The sequence below is a fragment of the Afipia broomeae ATCC 49717 genome (assembly GCF_000314675.2).
GTDB classification, from domain to species: domain Bacteria; phylum Pseudomonadota; class Alphaproteobacteria; order Rhizobiales; family Xanthobacteraceae; genus Afipia; species Afipia broomeae.
On the sequence record NZ_KB375282.1, the window covers coordinates 2335820 to 2351615 of the forward strand.

13 protein-coding genes and 1 tRNA gene are annotated in these 15796 nt (G+C 60.4%); 5 read left to right on the top strand and 9 right to left on the bottom strand.

Features of this window, described 5'->3' with window-relative positions; genetic code table 11:
- Positions 1-138 precede the first annotated feature (138 nt).
- The gene (rpoZ, locus tag HMPREF9695_RS10785) at positions 139-531 is read right to left on the bottom strand and encodes a DNA-directed RNA polymerase subunit omega (RefSeq protein WP_006020886.1); all 393 of its coding nucleotides are present in this window, start codon (positions 529-531) and stop codon (positions 139-141) included.
- A 347-nt stretch (positions 532-878) separates the two neighbouring features.
- Between rpoZ and HMPREF9695_RS10790 the strand changes: the two genes are divergently transcribed.
- Both HMPREF9695_RS10790 and HMPREF9695_RS10795 read left to right on the top strand, forming a co-directional pair.
- Positions 879-1520 carry a LabA-like NYN domain-containing protein gene (locus HMPREF9695_RS10790; protein WP_006020887.1) on the top strand — a complete coding sequence of 214 codons (642 nt, stop codon included), beginning with the start codon at positions 879-881 and terminating at the stop codon, positions 1518-1520.
- Positions 1501-2208, top strand: coding sequence for a uracil-DNA glycosylase (locus HMPREF9695_RS10795; RefSeq protein WP_006020888.1), 708 nt, complete (start codon positions 1501-1503; stop codon positions 2206-2208). Before HMPREF9695_RS10790 ends, HMPREF9695_RS10795 begins: the two co-directional genes overlap by 20 nt.
- On the opposite strand, the gene HMPREF9695_RS10800 is transcribed toward HMPREF9695_RS10795, so the two are convergent.
- From HMPREF9695_RS10800 to dapA, 4 genes are all read right to left on the bottom strand, one after another.
- On the bottom strand, positions 2205-2780 hold the full coding sequence (locus HMPREF9695_RS10800; protein WP_006020889.1) for a peroxiredoxin: 576 nt from the start codon (positions 2778-2780) through the stop codon (positions 2205-2207). The genes HMPREF9695_RS10795 and HMPREF9695_RS10800 overlap by 4 nt on opposite strands.
- 58 nt (positions 2781-2838) lie before the next feature.
- Positions 2839-3312: an SsrA-binding protein SmpB gene (smpB, locus tag HMPREF9695_RS10805; protein WP_006020890.1), complete on the bottom strand. Its 474-nt coding sequence runs from the start codon at positions 3310-3312 to the stop codon at positions 2839-2841.
- 121 nt (positions 3313-3433) lie between these two features.
- Positions 3434-3847 carry a large conductance mechanosensitive channel protein MscL gene (gene mscL / locus HMPREF9695_RS10810; RefSeq protein ID WP_006020891.1) on the bottom strand — a complete coding sequence of 138 codons (414 nt, stop codon included), beginning with the start codon at positions 3845-3847 and terminating at the stop codon, positions 3434-3436.
- A 24-nt stretch (positions 3848-3871) separates the two neighbouring features.
- Positions 3872-4762: a 4-hydroxy-tetrahydrodipicolinate synthase gene (gene dapA, locus HMPREF9695_RS10815; protein ID WP_006020892.1), complete on the bottom strand. Its 891-nt coding sequence runs from the start codon at positions 4760-4762 to the stop codon at positions 3872-3874.
- A 242-nt stretch (positions 4763-5004) separates the two neighbouring features.
- Here dapA and HMPREF9695_RS10820 point away from each other — a divergent pair, with 242 nt between their 5' ends.
- A complete protein-coding gene (locus tag HMPREF9695_RS10820) occupies positions 5005-7203 on the top strand; it encodes a lytic transglycosylase domain-containing protein (protein WP_006020893.1) in 2199 nt (732 codons plus the stop codon).
- Positions 7204-7343: 140 nt separating this feature from the next.
- Positions 7344-8228 carry an alpha/beta fold hydrolase gene (locus HMPREF9695_RS10825; RefSeq protein WP_006020894.1) on the top strand — a complete coding sequence of 295 codons (885 nt, stop codon included), beginning with the start codon at positions 7344-7346 and terminating at the stop codon, positions 8226-8228.
- Between the two features lie 293 nt (positions 8229-8521).
- Here the strand turns inward: HMPREF9695_RS10825 and HMPREF9695_RS10830 are convergent, their stop codons facing one another.
- Positions 8522-10072: a porin gene (locus tag HMPREF9695_RS10830; RefSeq protein ID WP_006020895.1), complete on the bottom strand. Its 1551-nt coding sequence runs from the start codon at positions 10070-10072 to the stop codon at positions 8522-8524.
- Positions 10073-10763: 691 nt separating this feature from the next.
- Here HMPREF9695_RS10830 and HMPREF9695_RS10835 point away from each other — a divergent pair.
- A tRNA-Ser gene (locus tag HMPREF9695_RS10835) sits at positions 10764-10855 on the top strand.
- A 227-nt stretch (positions 10856-11082) separates the two neighbouring features.
- Here the strand turns inward: HMPREF9695_RS10835 and HMPREF9695_RS10840 are convergent.
- From HMPREF9695_RS10840 to HMPREF9695_RS10850, 3 genes are all read right to left on the bottom strand, one after another.
- A complete protein-coding gene (locus HMPREF9695_RS10840) occupies positions 11083-11349 on the bottom strand; it encodes an SEL1-like repeat protein (RefSeq protein WP_006020897.1) in 267 nt (88 codons plus the stop codon).
- 1473 nt (positions 11350-12822) lie between these two features.
- Positions 12823-14307 carry an Asp-tRNA(Asn)/Glu-tRNA(Gln) amidotransferase subunit GatB gene (gene gatB, locus HMPREF9695_RS10845; protein WP_006020899.1) on the bottom strand — a complete coding sequence of 495 codons (1485 nt, stop codon included), beginning with the start codon at positions 14305-14307 and terminating at the stop codon, positions 12823-12825.
- A 48-nt stretch (positions 14308-14355) separates the two neighbouring features.
- Positions 14356-15741, bottom strand: coding sequence for a patatin-like phospholipase family protein (locus HMPREF9695_RS10850; protein ID WP_006020900.1), 1386 nt, complete (start codon positions 15739-15741; stop codon positions 14356-14358).
- Between the last annotated feature and the right edge of the window lie 55 nt (positions 15742-15796).

Consider the following 15796-nt stretch of genomic DNA (forward strand, 5'->3'; position numbering starts at 1 on the left):
CATTCACAATATCGCCCGCTCGCCGATAATCGCAAGGAAGACACTAAAAATATCAATAAATGCAAAGGCCCGGACAATCTGCCCGGGCCTTTGGGAAAAACAGTGAAGAACGCTGGAAAGCCGGTCCGATGGACGACCTTATTCGTCTTCCTCGGGCTGCTCCTCAGGCGGAGCAAGGCCTTCCAGACCCTTCAAAAGCTCTTCTTCCGTCATGCGCTCGACGGCCACTTCGGTGTCGTCGGCGTCAACGGAGGCGCCGGCGGAGCCGATCAGCGGCACTGTATCGGGTTCCGGCTCGTCCACTTCGACGAATTTCTGCAGGGAATGGACCAGTTCTTCCCGCAAATCCTCGGGAGAAATGGTCGTATCAGCGATTTCACGTAGCGAAACCACTGGATTCTTGTCATTATCCCGGTCGATGGTCAGGGGCGACCCTGAGGAAATCATCCGCGCACGGTGTGCGGCCAGCAATACGAGGTCGAACCGGTTGTCGACCTTATCGATACAATCTTCAACAGTGACGCGCGCCATCGGCTGCCGCTCCGGGTCTGGATCTGAGAATATGTCGCTATGCGCGCTAGGTATAGCGACCAGCGCCTTTTCGCAAGCATGTTTTTCGGATTGGTCCGTAAATCGCCGTTGCCGGAAGGGCCCCGCCAGAGCATAGCTGAGGGTCAAATAGTCCCATGGACAAGAAATCGCTTCATTGCTTCATCACGGTGTACGGCGATCTGCGCCGCTGCTTCAGCCGCGCGGAATATTTGCGTCCTTTATCCTCTCTAAACCTTCTAGCGAATAACAACTGAATTGAATGGGAATGCGCGGTGATGGATACGCGCCAAGAATACATGCGATAACAACGATGCGAGTAAAAACTGATGCCTTCTGCCACGAACAAGATCGCGCTGTTTATTGACGGTGCAAACCTTTACGCAACAGCGAAGACCCTTGGTTTCGACATAGATTATAAGCGGCTGCTCCTTGAATTTCAGAGTCGTGGCACTCTCGTTCGGGCATTCTACTACACGGCCATCATCGAGGATCAGGAATACTCGTCGATCCGTCCGCTGATCGATTGGCTCGATTACAATGGCTATACGGTCGTGACCAAGGCAACGAAGGAATTCATCGACGCCTCCGGACGCCGCAAGGTCAAGGGCAACATGGACATCGAACTTGCCGTCGATGCCATGGAGCTGGCTGAAAACATCGACCAGATGGTGCTGTTCTCGGGCGACGGCGATTTCCGCTCGCTGGTCGAGGCCGTGCAGCGCCGCGGCGTTCGCGTGACGGTCGTTTCCACAATCGCCAGCCAGCCCCCGATGATCGCAGACGAATTGCGCCGCCAGGCGGATGTCTTTACTGATCTGGTCCAGCTACAAGCAAAGCTTGGCCGCGACCCGAGCGAGCGCCCTGCTCCTCGCGAACCGCGCGAACCTCGTCAGCACACGCCGCAATTCCTGCAGCGGGCGACGACCAGCTCAATGGCGCCAAGGGGCGATGACGAATTCGACGATTGAGCAGAAAACCAAGGAGAGCCGGCGCAGTAGCGCCGGCCCTTCCTCTTCTGTTTCAGGGCAGTCGAACGAACCCGGCCCGGATTGCCCGCTCTGCCCCCGCCTGAAAGACTATCGTGAAGCCAACCGCGCGCAGCACCCGCATTGGTTTAACGCACCCGTTTACTCTTTTGGACCGATCGACGCACAGCTTCTGATCGTAGGGCTCGCGCCCGGTCTTCAGGGTGCCAACCGCACGGGAAGGCCCTTTACAGGGGATTTTGCCGGCGACCTTCTTTACGCGACGCTGCTCGATACCGGTTTTGCGCAGGGTTCATACGAGGCGCGCCCCGACGACGGGCTGACGCTGATGGATTGCCGCATCACCAATGCGGTGCGCTGCGTGCCGCCGCAGAACAAACCCCTGCCTGCTGAAATCAAGACGTGCCGCCCATTCTTCAATGCAACGCTGGACGAGATGCCGCGCCTGCGTGCAGTCGTCATGCTCGGCCGTGTGGCACATGATACGACGTTGAAGACGCTCGGCGTTCGCGCAGCGGATGCGCCCTTCGCCCACGGCGCGCAGCATCAGACTGGCTCTCTTCGGCTGTTCGACAGCTATCACTGCTCCCGCTACAACACGAACACAGGCGTTCTCACGCCCCAGATGTTCAGGGCGGTGTTTGCCAGCGTGCAGAACTATCTGGGCTAGCGCGGATTGGCCTGCAGCCAGGCCAGCACATCACCCGCATTCCGGTCCGGCGGAAACACCGGATAGAACACGTGAGTGATCGTCGCGTCGTCGACGATCATCGCAAGCCGCTTGATCAGCGTCAGTCCGGCGACGTCCATCGACGGCAGCTTCAGCGCGCGGGTCAACTCAAGATCGCTATCCGACAGAACCTGAAACGGCACATGCAGCCGCTCGACCATGTCGCGCTGATAGGCACTGTCCTGCGTGGAAACCCCGAACACGTGCTGGGCGCCCGCATCTTTCAGATCCTTGAACAGATCGCGGAAGGCACACGTCTGCGGCGTGCAGCCGCGCGCGCCGGGGATCATGTCCCAGTCATCGACGAGGCTGATCTTGCCGGGCTCTCCCGTGCGCGGATAGGCGAACAGCACCACCCGCCTCGGCAGCGATGCCAGCTTGACCGATGATCCATCGGTGGCCGGCAGCACAACTGGCGGCATTTTCATGCCGATCAGATGCTGCGCCGCGCCGTCGTCGACAGGCGCCGGGATCTTGCTCCAGTCCACATCCATCAAGTTCGGCTGATTCATCGCAGTATCCTTTGCATCCTCGAAGCTGAGCTATCCGAGAACATTAGCCCTTTCGGCGTTAACCTCGTGCTCTCAGCAAGCGGCCCTTCTCGCGCGCCCAGTCACGCTTCTTCTCGGTGTCGCGTTTATCGTGCAGCTTCTTGCCCTTCGCGAGAGCCAGTTGAAGCTTCACCTTGCCGCGCTCGTTGAAATACATCTTGAGCGGAATGAGCGTCATTCCCTCGCGCTCGATCGCACCGATCAGCTTGTTGATCTGCTTCTTGTGCAGCAGCAGTTTGCGGTCCCGCTTCGGTTCATGGTTGAAGCGGTTGGCTTGCAGATATTCCGGGATGTTGGCGTTGACGAGCCAGATTTCGCCGTCCTTGGAATCCGCATAGGACTCCGCAATCGTGGTCTTGCCGTTACGCGTCGACTTGACCTCGGTGCCGGTCAGCACGATGCCCGCCTCGACGGTGTCCTCGATGGCGTAATTGAACCGCGCCTTGCGGTTCTCGGCGATGACCTTGATCGTGGGTTCTTTTTTCTCGGCCATCAGGTGCCTCGGTGCGCATACACGCGAAAAATACGGCTCGCGTGAACACGCAATCCTTCAGTACGGCTGACGGCGCTGAGAGCTTGCCCCGTCAGAATGTCTGCTGGTGACAGATAGTGATTTATTTCGCTTTCAGAAGATCGCGGATTTCGGTCAGCAGCTGCTGGTCCTTGCTCATGGCCGCAGGTTCGGGCGCCGCTTCCTGCTTCGCCTTCAACTGGTTCATCAGACGGATGACCAGAAACAGGACGAATGCGACGATAATGAAGTTCAGCGTCAACGTGAGGAAACTGCCCCATGCCAGCACCGCGCCCTGTTTCTTGGCGTCAGCCAGGTTGGTTGCCGTGACCGACTTGGACAGGCCAGTGAAGTAATTCGAGAAATCGAGCCCGCCTGTCACCGCGCCGATGATCGGCATGATGATGTCCGCCACCAGAGAGTTAACGATGGCTCCGAACGCCGCGCCGATGATGACGCCGACCGCGAGATCGACGACGTTGCCTTTCAGGGCAAATTTCTTGAACTCCTCAAGCATCGGCTCATTCCCTTTCCAAGATCGTCAGTTGAGCAATCCGGCATACACCATCGCGTCATGAATGACCTTGCCGGTCGGCGGCGTGACCGGCACCAGCGGCAGGCGCACCTCTTCATGCACGCGGCCCAGCAGCTTGAGGCCATGCTTGGCGCCCGCAAGACCCGGCTCCTTGAAGATTGCGTCGTGCAGCGGTGTCAGCCGGTCCTGGATCTTGAGCGCGGCCGCATAGTCTCCCTTCAACACGGCGACCATCAGGTCGGCGCACTGTTTGGGCGCCACGTTGGCGACGACGGAAATGCAGCCGTGCCCGCCCGCCGCCATATAGGCGAGCGCGGTCATGTCCTCACCCGAGAGCTGGATGAAATCTGGCCCCATGGCGTGGCGCTGCTGCGACACGCGTGCGAGATTGGCGGTGGCATCCTTCACGCCGGCGATGTTCTTCAGCTCAAACAGCCTTGTCATGGTCTCGACCGACAGATCGACGACCGAACGCGGCGGAATGTTGTAGATGATGATCGGAATCCCGATCGCGTCGTTCACCGCCTTGAAGTGATGATACATCCCCTCCTGCGTCGGCTTGTTGTAGTAGGGCGTCACCACCAGCACGGCATCGGCGCCCGCCTTCTCGGCGTGCTTCGCCAGAGCCACAGCTTCCCGCGTCGAGTTCGAGCCGGCGCCGGCGATAACCGGAACGCGCCCCTTCGCCTCCGCGACGCACCACTCGGTGACCTTGTTGTGCTCTTCGTGGCTCAGGGTCGGGCTTTCACCGGTGGTTCCAACCGGAACCAGACCGTGCGATCCCTGCTCGATCTGCCAGTTCACGAGCGCGCGCAGCCCGCCCTCGTCCAATGCACCGTTTTTGAACGGCGTAACCAAGGCGGTAAGGGACCCCCTGAAATTCGTCTTGGTGGCCATTGCTCTGTCTCCGAACGCTTCGCACGCTGCGATTAATGATTGATACCGAGTCCCGGAACGCGATGAAAGTCCCGGACAATATCGACCGCCCCGGAGCCAGGAACGCCCCGTATCAGCCGCTATTTTGCCGCGGTGTTGCGGCATTGTGCCTGTTCTAACACATTTGGTGTTTTGTCCACATATTCAATGAACTACACCTGAAGGCGAAGGTCTTGAATGATTCGCCGCATAGGCCGCCCGTGATGCCATTTGCTCCTTCATCTGCGGGATCAGCCCGGCTGTTGCGCTGGAGTGCTGCACTCTTCGGCGCTGGCGCGATTGCGCTGGTTTCATATGCCGCGTCCGCCGTTCCGCTGCCGAAGCCCCGGCCGATCTCCCGCCAGGCGCCGCAGGCCGCTCCGGCAAAACCGGATCAGCAAAAGGCCTCGGCTTCTGCAACAGCCACGCCGGCCGCGCCTGCGCCGAAAGCTCTGGCCGCGCGCCCTGCGCCGCCCCGAAAGCCGTCGGTGGCGCTGGCGCTGTCGAGCACATCGTCCACGTCAAAGGCCGACATGGATACGCTCGAGCAGATCATTGATCTCGTGCGTAAACGGAAGCCGGCCGATGCCACGCAGCTTCAGGCTTCGCTCTCCGACCCCGTTGCGCGCAAGCTTTCCGAATGGCTGATCCTGCGCAGCGACGACAATGGTGCGCCTGTCGAACGTTATCGCGACTTCATTGCGGAAAATCCGAGTTGGCCCAGCGTGACGTTCCTGCGCCGCCGCGGCGAAGCAGCTTTATGGGACGACAAGCGCGACGATTCCACCGTCCTCGCGTTCTTCAATGGCGAACAGCCGATCTCCGCCAAGGGCCGGTTCATGCTCGCCCGCGCGCTGCTGGCCCGCGGCGATCGCGCAAGTGCCGAACGGCTGGTGCGCGAAGCGTGGCGCGGCGATCCATTCTCGTCTGACACCGAAGACACCGCGTTTGAGCGGTTCGGCACGCTGCTGACTCCCGGCGACATCAAGATCCGGATGGATATGCTGCTGTATAGCGGCGACAACGCGGAAGCCGCGTTGCGCTCCGCCAGACGGCTCGGCAGCGGCCATATCGCGCTGGCAAAGGCGCGTATCGCCCTCAACAAAAAGGCCTCGAATGCGAAGGCCCTGCTCGATGCGGTACCAAGCGACCTGCACAACGACCCGCTGTATCTTTTCAGCAAGGCACAATGGCTGCGGCGCGAGGACAAATTCCAGGAAGCCGCACGCGCCATGCAAGCAGCGCCCCGCGATCCGGCACGGCTGGTGAATGCAGACGAGTGGTGGATCGAGCGGCGTCTGTTGGCGCGCAAACTGCTCGACACCAATGAGCCTCGCCTCGCCTATGCTGTCGCACGCGATGCATCGCTGCCCGCGCGCGATATTTACAAAACGGAATCGGAATTCACCGCCGGCTGGATCGCACTGAGGTTTCTCAACGATCCGAATCTCGCAGCCCAGCACTTTGCGCGCATCGGGGTCGGCAGCGTCAATCCGACGGCGCTGGCCCGCGCCGGTTACTGGCAGGGCCGCGCGGCGGAAGCCGCCGGGCGCCCGCAGGAGGCGCGCAACGCCTATGAATCAGCCGCGGCGCAATCGACCAGCTATTACGGCCAGCTCGCCCGCGCGAAGCTTGGGCTGCCGCAGATCGCACTGAACGGCGTGCCCGGCCGTTCGCGTGGCGGAGAGCGGCTGGAGGTCGTTCGTGCCGTCGAGCTTCTTTACGCCCTGGATGAGCGCGAGATCGCCATCCCCATCCTCGCCGATATGGGCGAGCGCGCCGACATGGACGGCCTGCTCGCGCTTTGCGAACTGACCCAGCGTCACAACGACGCGCGAGGCATGCTGCTCGTCGGCAAGGCTGCGTTGAACCGCGGCATGCCGTTCGACCATTACGCCTATCCGGTGATCGGAATCCCGCCCTACAAGGATTTCGGGCCTGAGGTTGAGAAGGCGATCGTTTACGCCATCGCCCGGCAGGAAAGCGCGTTCAATCCCTCTGTGGTGTCACCAGCGCAGGCTTATGGCCTGATGCAGGTCACGCCTGCCGCCGGCAAATACGTCGCCAAACGGCACGGCGCGACATTCGATCTCGCCAGGCTGAAAACCGATTCCGCCTACAATGCGGCGTTTGGCGCCGCCGAACTCGGCGGCCTGATCGAAGATTATCGCGGCTCCTACATCATGACCTTCGCCGGCTACAATGCCGGGCGCGGCAGCGTGCGCAAATGGATCGAGCGTTACGGCGATCCCCGCGATCCCAAGGTGGACGCAGTGGATTGGGTCGAGCAGATTCCGTTCTCCGAAACCCGCAATTACGTTCAGCGCATCATGGAGAACCTGCAGGTTTACCGCGCACGGTTTGGCGGCGGCAGCAAGCTGCTGATCGAGGCGGACTTGCGCCGCGGTGCGGGTGCGGAATGATTGAGGCGTAATTGCCCGCAGTTCTCTGCCGGATTCATCACCGGGCTTGACCCGGTGACCCATCTCAAGAAAACTTTCGGCCCAATAGACCGCCAGCCTCCGGTGGCTCGGCTGCATCACGCCTGTTCGCAAGGAACGTTATGTCCGCACAATTTCGCGACGTCTTCTGCCAGTCAGCCGACGGGCTGAAACTCCATGCCAAGGTCATCGGCCCCGATAACAGCGCCGCATTGCCTGTGTTTTGCGTGCCGGGCCTGACACGCACCACCGACGACTTCAATGAGATCGCGATCGCTCTGGCCACCAATCCCGGAACACCACGCAAGGTGGTGGCCATCGATCTGCGCGGACGGGGTCTGTCGGACTACGATACGGACCCGGCCAAGTATTCGGTCCCTGTCGAACTGGGTGACGTGCTGACCATGGCGACCTCGCTGGGGATATCGCGCACGATCATGCTCGGCACATCCCGTGGCGGCCTGATCTCCATGGCGCTGGCGGCGGCACAGCCCCAATTGCTGGCCGGCGTGATTCTGAACGATATCGGCCCGGAGCTCGATATCCGCGGTCTGATGAAGATCAAGGGGTACCTCGCCTCTCCACCTCCCGTAACGACTTGGGATGAAGGCGCGCGCGGCATGAGAGACCTGTTCGGCGGCGTGTTTCCCTCGCTCACCGACGCCGACTGGATGGCGTGGGCGCGCCGCGCGTTCCGGGAGAAAGCCGGCGGCGGACTGGAGCGCACCTACGACCTCAACATCGCGCGCACGCTGGATGGTCTCGACCCGGCAAGTCCGTTGCCGCAGGTTTGGGAGCTGTTCGACAAACTCGCCGGCATTCCACTGATGCTGATCCATGGGGAATTGTCTGACCTGCTCTCGCCTCAGGGGGTGCAGGATATGATCACCCGGCGGCCGGACATCGATCTGGTCAAGGTGGCCGACCAGGGTCATGCGCCCCTGCTGGCAGACAAGCCAACGATGGATCGCATCATCGCGTTCTGCGCCCGATGTGATGGGGCATAACGGCCCGCGCCTTCACAACAGAAGTCTTTCATAACCCTCGCGTCGTCCCGGCGAAAGCCGGGACCCATACGCCCTGAGTTCTTGGTTGTGGGTGATGCCGGAGCGATCCTGCCGCCTTCACGGCGTCGGGTGGTTATGGGTCCCCGCTTTCGCGGGGACGACACAGGTAGTTTTGGCAAGCACTCTGTCATCGCCTCTCGTTCGGGAAAGAAGATTGCACGACAAAAAACCCCCGGCAGTTTCCTGCCGGGGGTTCTTTAGTTCAGGTAACAATCGCCGTTAGGCGGTTGCTATTACCAGGTGCGGCGAACGCGGAGGCTGCCGGAGTAGATGCCCTGGTCCTTGTAGTCGTACACGCCGATTGGCTTGAAGCCGCCGATGCCATTGGCAACGGTCACGTTCAGCGAACCGGTGTTGGACTGGTCGATCATGGTGTACATGAATTCGCCCGAGAACGTCAGGTTCTGGACAGGGGTCCAGGCGGTACGGGTGCCGATCTGCCAGATCGCGAAGTCAGGGTTACAGGTGTAACCGTTGATCTGGTTACCAGCGCCGCCAGCTGAGTTCGTGCGAGCGTTGCAGATCGCAACCGAGGCGTTGTTGTTGTAGTCAACCTTGGTGTAGCTGCCGAACACGCTGGTTTCCCAGTTCGGGGTCCAGTTGTGAACGTAACCACCGCGGAAGCCCCAAACCTTGGTCTTCTCGATGCCGCTGCCGTTGGTGTAAACACCATCGTACAGGTTGACAGCCGCGAACGACTGGTAGCTGCCAGCGAAGTTCGTGTCGCCGCTGAACTTGTCGAAGGTGTTGGCGGTAACGCCGCCGATCACGTACTTCGGAGCGCCGTCCGAGTAGGTGAAGTCCAACGAGATCTTGTCGCCAGGACCCGTCGGAATCTGCTTCAGCTGCAGACCGCCAGCGATGGCCCAGCCCCAGGCATCGCCCGGATGACCGAGAGGCTCGGTTCCGATAACGCCAGCAGGCGTAGCATAGTAGTTGGCCGAAACGTTGTGGACGGCGCCCGACAACTGGGCGGTGAAGGCCGCCTGGTCGAGACGGATGTTGCCGACGAAGTCAGGTGCGTGCTGACCACCGGTACCGTTCTGAGCAGCGGTGATCGTACCGTTGCCGAGATAAGCCAAGGTTGCAGCAGACTGAGCAGCCACAGGGAAGGCACTTGCGTTCAGCACCGGAGCGCGGGTGATGACCTTGTTGTCTTCGACCGAGACTTCAGCCGACAGGCCGTTACCGAACTGCCAGGTGTAGGCAGCCTTGGTGATGCCGGTCAGGTTGTCCGAACCGCCCAGGAGGAACGAGGTGTTGTTGTTCGCACCAACCGAAGCCCAAGGGGTCTGGAAGGTCGAAGCGGCCTTACCGAAGGTGAAGCCGGCGAACTGGATGAAGCCGTAGTCCATCGTCAGGTTACCCGACGACGGGCCGAAGCCGGTCGAATGCTCGAAGTTGCTCGACCAGTAGGTACGAACAACGCCGTATTCGGTGGCGGTGCGGGTGTCGATGTTCAGCTGAACGCGCGAACGGGTGGTGAAGTAGTCCGAGTTACGGCTGCCCGTACCGAACACGCCAGCACCAGCGGTGCCTGCGGTTTCATCCCACGCTGGCTTGTTGTAGTTGCCGGCGTTGATGTTGGCGTCAGCCTGGACGTAGCCGCCCAGCTTGATGCAGGTGTCGGTGCCGGGGATGTAGTAGAAACCGGCGCCGTAAAGGGAGCAGATCTTCACGTACTGAACGGCTTTCGCCTTGACGGGAAGATCGGCTGCCTGTGCTCCAGCGGATGCTGCGATAACCGCAGCCGATCCGAGGATAAGGCTCTTAATGGTGCTCATAAAACCTCCAAGTTTTGCTCTCTAGGGAAGGTTCCAGGCCGGTGGTGTAAGTCACACCACATGGTAGGTTCCCTTGATCCCCGCTAACCGCCCGGTCGCCTCGCGCCTTCGGACACTCCCGCATGAACGCGAGCGACTTAAGCGAAACTCCCAAACGGGACGACCTCGGGATGCCCCCCTCCGTCGCTTCGATGACCATTGCCCAACAGTCGTAATCACGCAACAAAGGACCGCCTTGAAACGGTGCTGTTCCGGCCGTTTTTAGGGAGGTGTTGCACAAATAGCACGCAAAATCCCCCATGGAACATCTGTAAGCGGCTGGAAACGTTGTATTTTTGCGGTTGCCCCAAAATGTTCCGCTGGAACGCGGATGTGGCAGCGCAAACGGCCCTAGCGCCCCTTGAGGCTGTGAATTCGTCGAATCGCTGACACAAAAAAAAGTCAGCCATGCCCGCCTCTGTCGCACGCGAAATCCAGCAAAATGGGCGGCCGTTAAATCCGTGTTCCCCAACATTTTAGGCTGCCACAGCGCATTTGGCGGCCTTCGGCCGGCTCGGAACCGCGTTGAGGAAACCGAAGACATTATAGAGTGAGAGAAAGGAGCGGCCCGAACGGATCTGATTGGGGCCAAATCGGGGAAAATTCCTCAGCGACTTGCGGCGCGTGACCGCGTAAGGCATATCGAGCCTGTGGAGACGTGGCCGAGCGGCTGAAGGCACTCGTTTGCTAAATGAGCATACCTTGAAAAGGGTATCGAGGGTTCGAATCCCTCCGTCTCCGCCACCCACATTCAAATCATCGACGTCACCAGATGAACCGCCGGCGAACTCGCATCAATGGCGAGATACATCGCGCCGGGTAGACGGAATTTTCGGAACACTTCGAAGCCGGGACTCAAAGGCGACGTCTGTGCGCGAGTGACAGATCACCGATCGCAAAAGCGTAGCGACAAATCACAGCAACGAGTACGCGAAAATGTCGATAAATGGCGGACTTCTTAGCGAGTCACCTTAGTGCGCCGCCATCCATGCCCGAGCTTCACGCTGGGCAGTTGCGATCTCGACATCCGACATCAAGCCTGCGATTTCCTGGCGCAGGGAAATGGCATCCACCCTGCCCTTGAGCGCGGCGAGATTGAACCATTTGTGCGCGGCGACCAGGTCTATCAGGCCGCTGCGGCCCGTCGAATAGATCATGCCGAGCTCGAACAGGATGTCGCCGTTCGCCGTGGCTTCGATCGGCAGTGCGCTGCCGGTATCAATCGTTCCCTGAAACATGTGGCTCTCCCGATTCCTCGCCGCGGCGAGCGCGGCTCCTGTCAGTATTCTGTTCGATGCGACTGTTGCTTTTGTTGGCGCGTATTCCGCAAAACCGGTTTGCCAATTCTGCGGAATACGCGTTCGCCGTTTGCCGGCTTGTTGGCACCATATGATCCGTAAAATTTGAATCGCAGTTTAAGCATCGCGATGAATCGAACGTGAACGATGCGGCGGGCCGCTGCCCGGCGAATTGCGAGAAACGGGCTATTTGCAGGGGTTTATCGGCATTCGTGAAGATCGATTCACCTTGGTATTTGGCGAAGCGATAACCATTGCACGAGCTGTCCTCCCGCGAGCGTTCCCTCACCCATCGCGAATCGGCGATCGCAGGGCTCTGGCCGCGAAGACGCCACGTCAGGGCCGCCGCTTGCGAATGCGAACATTCACCGGCCGAAGCTTCAATCAGAATTTGTTTTGGAGAACTTCGATGACCGCGACCGCGTGCGCCGAACCGGCAGATACGTAGGGGTCAAAAAAACGAGGGCGTCGGTGAACACGCCAGGACTGAGATCTCACCGGCATAGTCTTGCCGGGAAACTGCGGGGTCATCCCCCGCAACGAACGAAGAGCTCTTGAACTCTTCTGCCTGACCGGTTGGCCGGGCCGTCTCGCCTGATGTCTCGCCGACACCCTCTTTCGTCGACCGGAGCCGCCGGTTCAAATCCGCTTTCGCGAACTGGATTGTCTGGCGGCTCTTGTGACGGTGCCGGCATCATGTGCCGGCAATTCCATAAGGCGTAGCCTTACTTCTTCTTCTTGGCGACCTTGCGGGTCTTCTTGGCAGTCTTCTTCACTGCCGACTTCGCCTTCTTCGCCTTCTTCGCTTTCTTGGCCATGTTGCCCTCCTAAGTTCGTGAGATGGCTTAATCGCTGTGTGCACTCGGGAATCGAAATGCACTTCATCTGGATTACACCAACGCGTTCAAAAAAACAGTGTCCCGCTTAAGGAAGTGTTTACGCACAAGGCGTCGCGCGCGCTGCAAACACGAAACGGAAGCGTTGCGACGCATCCGCACGGCACGCCATCGCGGGCAAGAAACGATCGAGCGAAGAAACATCGCGCATCAAAGAAATGCCTGTGCCGCAGCGGCTTCTTTCATCACAAAGCAGCACGCATCATAACGTCAATAAAACCGCATGTAACTTCGCAGCGCGCGAAAAACGCCTTTCGCGGACTCTGAGTCGTAAATTTTGGCAACAAAAATATTTTCTGGAAAATTTGGTTTTGGCGCGATCATCGCTCGCGCCGGAGAACTTTTCCCGACCTTTTTGCGAATCTGATTCGCAAATTGATTCCGCGTCGAGAGGCGCTCACGTCGTCTTGCGGCACCGTTGCGAGGGTTCGTCGTGACATCGAAAACGGAAAACGAGACGTCGGAACGGCGCGCGGGAGCGACGCCGCGCGCACGATGTCACTCGCATTAACGATGTTCAGATGCCGAGCTTGGCCTTCAGCAGGTCGTTGACTGCCTGCGGGTTCGCCTTGCCGCCCGATGACTTCATCACCTGACCGACGAACCAGCCCATGAGCTGAGGTTTGGCGCGCGCCTGCTCCACCTTGTCGGGATTGGCGGCGATGATGTCGTCCACCACCTTCTCGATGGCGCCGAGATCGGTCACCTGCTTCATGCCGAGGCTGTCGACCAGCGCTTTCGGATCGCCGCCCTTGGTCCAGACGATCTCGAACAGGTCCTTCGCTATCTTTCCGGAGATGGTTCCTTCTCCGATCAGAGCGATGATCGCGGCCATTTGCTCCGCCGACACCGGCGACGAGGCGATATCCTGCCCTTCCTTGTTGAGGCGGCCGAACAATTCGTTGATGACCCAGTTGGCAGCCAGCTTGCCGTCGCGCGCCTTGTCGGCAAGCCTCGCCAGCACCGCCTCATAGAAGTCCGCACTCTCGCGCTCGGCGACCAGAACGCCGGCATCGTACGGTGTCAGGCCGACTTCGGCGATGAAGCGCTCGCGCTTCTCATCCGGCAGTTCGGGCAGCTTGGATTTCAAAGCCTCGACGTAGTCCGCAGTGAACTCCAGCGGCAGCAGATCGGGGTCCGGGAAGTAGCGATAGTCATGCGCCTCTTCCTTGGAGCGCATCGATCGGGTCTCGCCCTTGTTCGGATCGTACAGCCGGGTCTCTTGGTCGATGGTGCCGCCGTCCTCCAGAATTCCGATCTGGCGGCGGGCTTCGTAATGGATCGCCTGCCCGATGAAGCGGATCGAGTTCATGTTCTTGATCTCGCAGCGGGTGCCGAGGCCCTCGCCGGGACGCCGCACCGAGACGTTGACGTCCGCGCGCAGGTTGCCCTTCTCCATGTCGCCGTCACAGGTGCCGAGATAGCGCAGGATCGAGCGCAGCTTGGCGACGTAACCCTGCGCCTCCTCGGCCGAGCGGATGTCGGGCTTTGAGACGATCTCCATCAGGGCAACGCCTGAACGGTTGAGATCGACAAAGGACATGGACGGATGCTGGTCGTGCAGCAATTTACCAGCGTCCTGCTCCAGATGCAGCCGCTCGATGCCAACCGTCACGCTCTCGCCGCCGGGAAGATCGACGACCACCGCACCCTCGCCGACGATCGGCGACTTGTACTGGCTGATCTGGTAGCCCTGCGGCAAGTCCGGGTAGAAGTAGTTCTTCCGGTCGAAGGTCGATTTCAGGTTGATCTGCGCCTTGAGGCCAAGCCCCGTACGCACCGCCTGCGCAACGCACTCCTCATTGATGACGGGCAGCATGCCGGGCATCGCCGCGTCCACCAGCGAGACGTGATCGTTCGGTGCGCCGCCGAATTCGGTCGAAGCGCCGGAGAACAACTTCGAGTTGGAGGTCACCTGGGCATGGACTTCCAGACCGATGACCATTTCCCAGTCACCGGTGGCGCCCTTGATGAGTTTTGACGATTTGACGGGTGCGTTCATGGGCCGCCTTTTACCTTGATGGCGCGGGCGAGAAAACCCCGAATCAGATCACAGGTTCGCTGCGAAACTGCGGAAAACCGGGCTCGCCCGCAGCGCGTCGCGCCCCGCCTCGATGACACTGTCGACCTGCTCGGGCGGCAGATGGAAGCGCGTGGGGACCCGTTCAAGATCCGCCGCGCGCGCCTGATCGAGCTGATCGAACCCGATCCGGCCGACATAGAATTTGAGATCACGGCAATTCCAGTTCGCACCTACGCCGTACTTCGCGCGATCCGCGGCCGACAATCCGCAGCGCCACCTCACCAGCGAGCTCTGCCAATCAGTCATGGTCGCGGTGAATGCGGTGAAGCTGCCGGCGACGCTGGCATCGATAGCCGTATCGGCGGCAGCCTTGACGAGGTCCGCCCCGGACGGCCCCTCAATGGTATTGATCCAGTTTCCAGACAGGCCCGTCTTGGCGTCGACCACCAAAATCAGAGCGCGCCGCAGCTTCACCGCCTGTCGCGGGCTCAGCGGGCCATACGGCGTATCCGACGACAACCGCGCGATGGTCATGCCTGCCAGGCCGTAGTTATCGACAAGGCCGCCATCGAGCAGCTTGATGTAAGGCATCGAGCCATCGTGGTAGCGGCTGATCGCCTTTGCGAATGAGTTCAACATCGGAGGCGCGTTGGCATTGTCTCGCGCGCGCACGATCCACGGCGGCAGACGTTCGTTGCACTTTCCGGGGAACGTCTGGATCACGACCGGCGCGAACGCCACGGGCACCGCCGCCGAAGCGGCGACGGCGTTTGCGAGCGGATATTCGGACAGGTTGCTGCACATGGCGCCGAATGCCACCGCACCGAACACGAAAGGTGTCCTGTTATAAATATCGGAGGCATTGATCCAGACCTGCGGCCGGCTGGTCAGGCCCAGATCGCGAAATGTCGCCCCCTGAAACAGATTGGCGTCGAGCCAGCGTGGAAATCCGGTCGAGTCGTTGATGCCGCCAGCGATCGCGCGGGAGAGAGTCGCCAGAGTGAGATTTGTCTGAAGTCCCTCCTCAGCGTTGCGCAGGAGAAACCGTTCGCGAAAATCGGCAAGAGCAGCCCGCTTCCGCAAACCATAATAAGCCGCCGTAACGGAGCCTCCCGAGACGCCAGAGACAAACTCGACCCGGTCGATCATCGGTCCCTGCGCGCCGCGGACCGGAATGCGCTCCATCTCCTGCAACACGCCGAAGGAAAACGCGGCGGCGCGGGTTCCGCCGCCTGAAAAAGACAGTCCAACGACCGTGTCGTCGTAACTCGTCGTCTCGCCGAAGCCGATATTGCCTCGGTCAGTGAGATTATCAGATCCCGGGAGATTGACCGGCGCGTTCTGAATCGACGCGCAGCCCAGCAGCAAGCCGGACACGAACGCAACATTGGCGAGAGGACGCACCCAACGCATAATCACCGATCCCACCGGCCGTTATCGCCGCTGGCAGTTAATGAACACATACCGC

What these genes read in the sequence shown, in the direction of transcription:
- HMPREF9695_RS10800 (WP_006020889.1), bottom strand. Translation starts at nt 2,780, where the DNA reads ATGAATCAGCCGAACTTGATGGATGTGGACTGGAGCAAGATCCCGGCG.
- HMPREF9695_RS10825 (WP_006020894.1), top strand. Translation starts at nt 7,344, where the DNA reads ATGTCCGCACAATTTCGCGACGTCTTCTGCCAGTCAGCCGACGGGCTG.
- HMPREF9695_RS10790 (WP_006020887.1), top strand. Translation starts at nt 879, where the DNA reads ATGCCTTCTGCCACGAACAAGATCGCGCTGTTTATTGACGGTGCAAAC.
- HMPREF9695_RS10795 (WP_006020888.1), top strand. Translation starts at nt 1,501, where the DNA reads ATGACGAATTCGACGATTGAGCAGAAAACCAAGGAGAGCCGGCGCAGT.
- HMPREF9695_RS10840 (WP_006020897.1), bottom strand. Translation starts at nt 11,349, where the DNA reads ATGTTTCAGGGAACGATTGATACCGGCAGCGCACTGCCGATCGAAGCC.
- HMPREF9695_RS10830 (WP_006020895.1), bottom strand. Translation starts at nt 10,072, where the DNA reads ATGAGCACCATTAAGAGCCTTATCCTCGGATCGGCTGCGGTTATCGCA.
- mscL (WP_006020891.1), bottom strand. Translation starts at nt 3,847, where the DNA reads ATGCTTGAGGAGTTCAAGAAATTTGCCCTGAAAGGCAACGTCGTCGAT.
- dapA (WP_006020892.1), bottom strand. Translation starts at nt 4,762, where the DNA reads ATGGCCACCAAGACGAATTTCAGGGGGTCCCTTACCGCCTTGGTTACG.
- rpoZ (WP_006020886.1), bottom strand. Translation starts at nt 531, where the DNA reads ATGGCGCGCGTCACTGTTGAAGATTGTATCGATAAGGTCGACAACCGG.
- HMPREF9695_RS10820 (WP_006020893.1), top strand. Translation starts at nt 5,005, where the DNA reads ATGCCATTTGCTCCTTCATCTGCGGGATCAGCCCGGCTGTTGCGCTGG.
- gatB (WP_006020899.1), bottom strand. Translation starts at nt 14,307, where the DNA reads ATGAACGCACCCGTCAAATCGTCAAAACTCATCAAGGGCGCCACCGGT.
- smpB (WP_006020890.1), bottom strand. Translation starts at nt 3,312, where the DNA reads ATGGCCGAGAAAAAAGAACCCACGATCAAGGTCATCGCCGAGAACCGC.
- HMPREF9695_RS10850 (WP_006020900.1), bottom strand. Translation starts at nt 15,741, where the DNA reads ATGCGTTGGGTGCGTCCTCTCGCCAATGTTGCGTTCGTGTCCGGCTTG.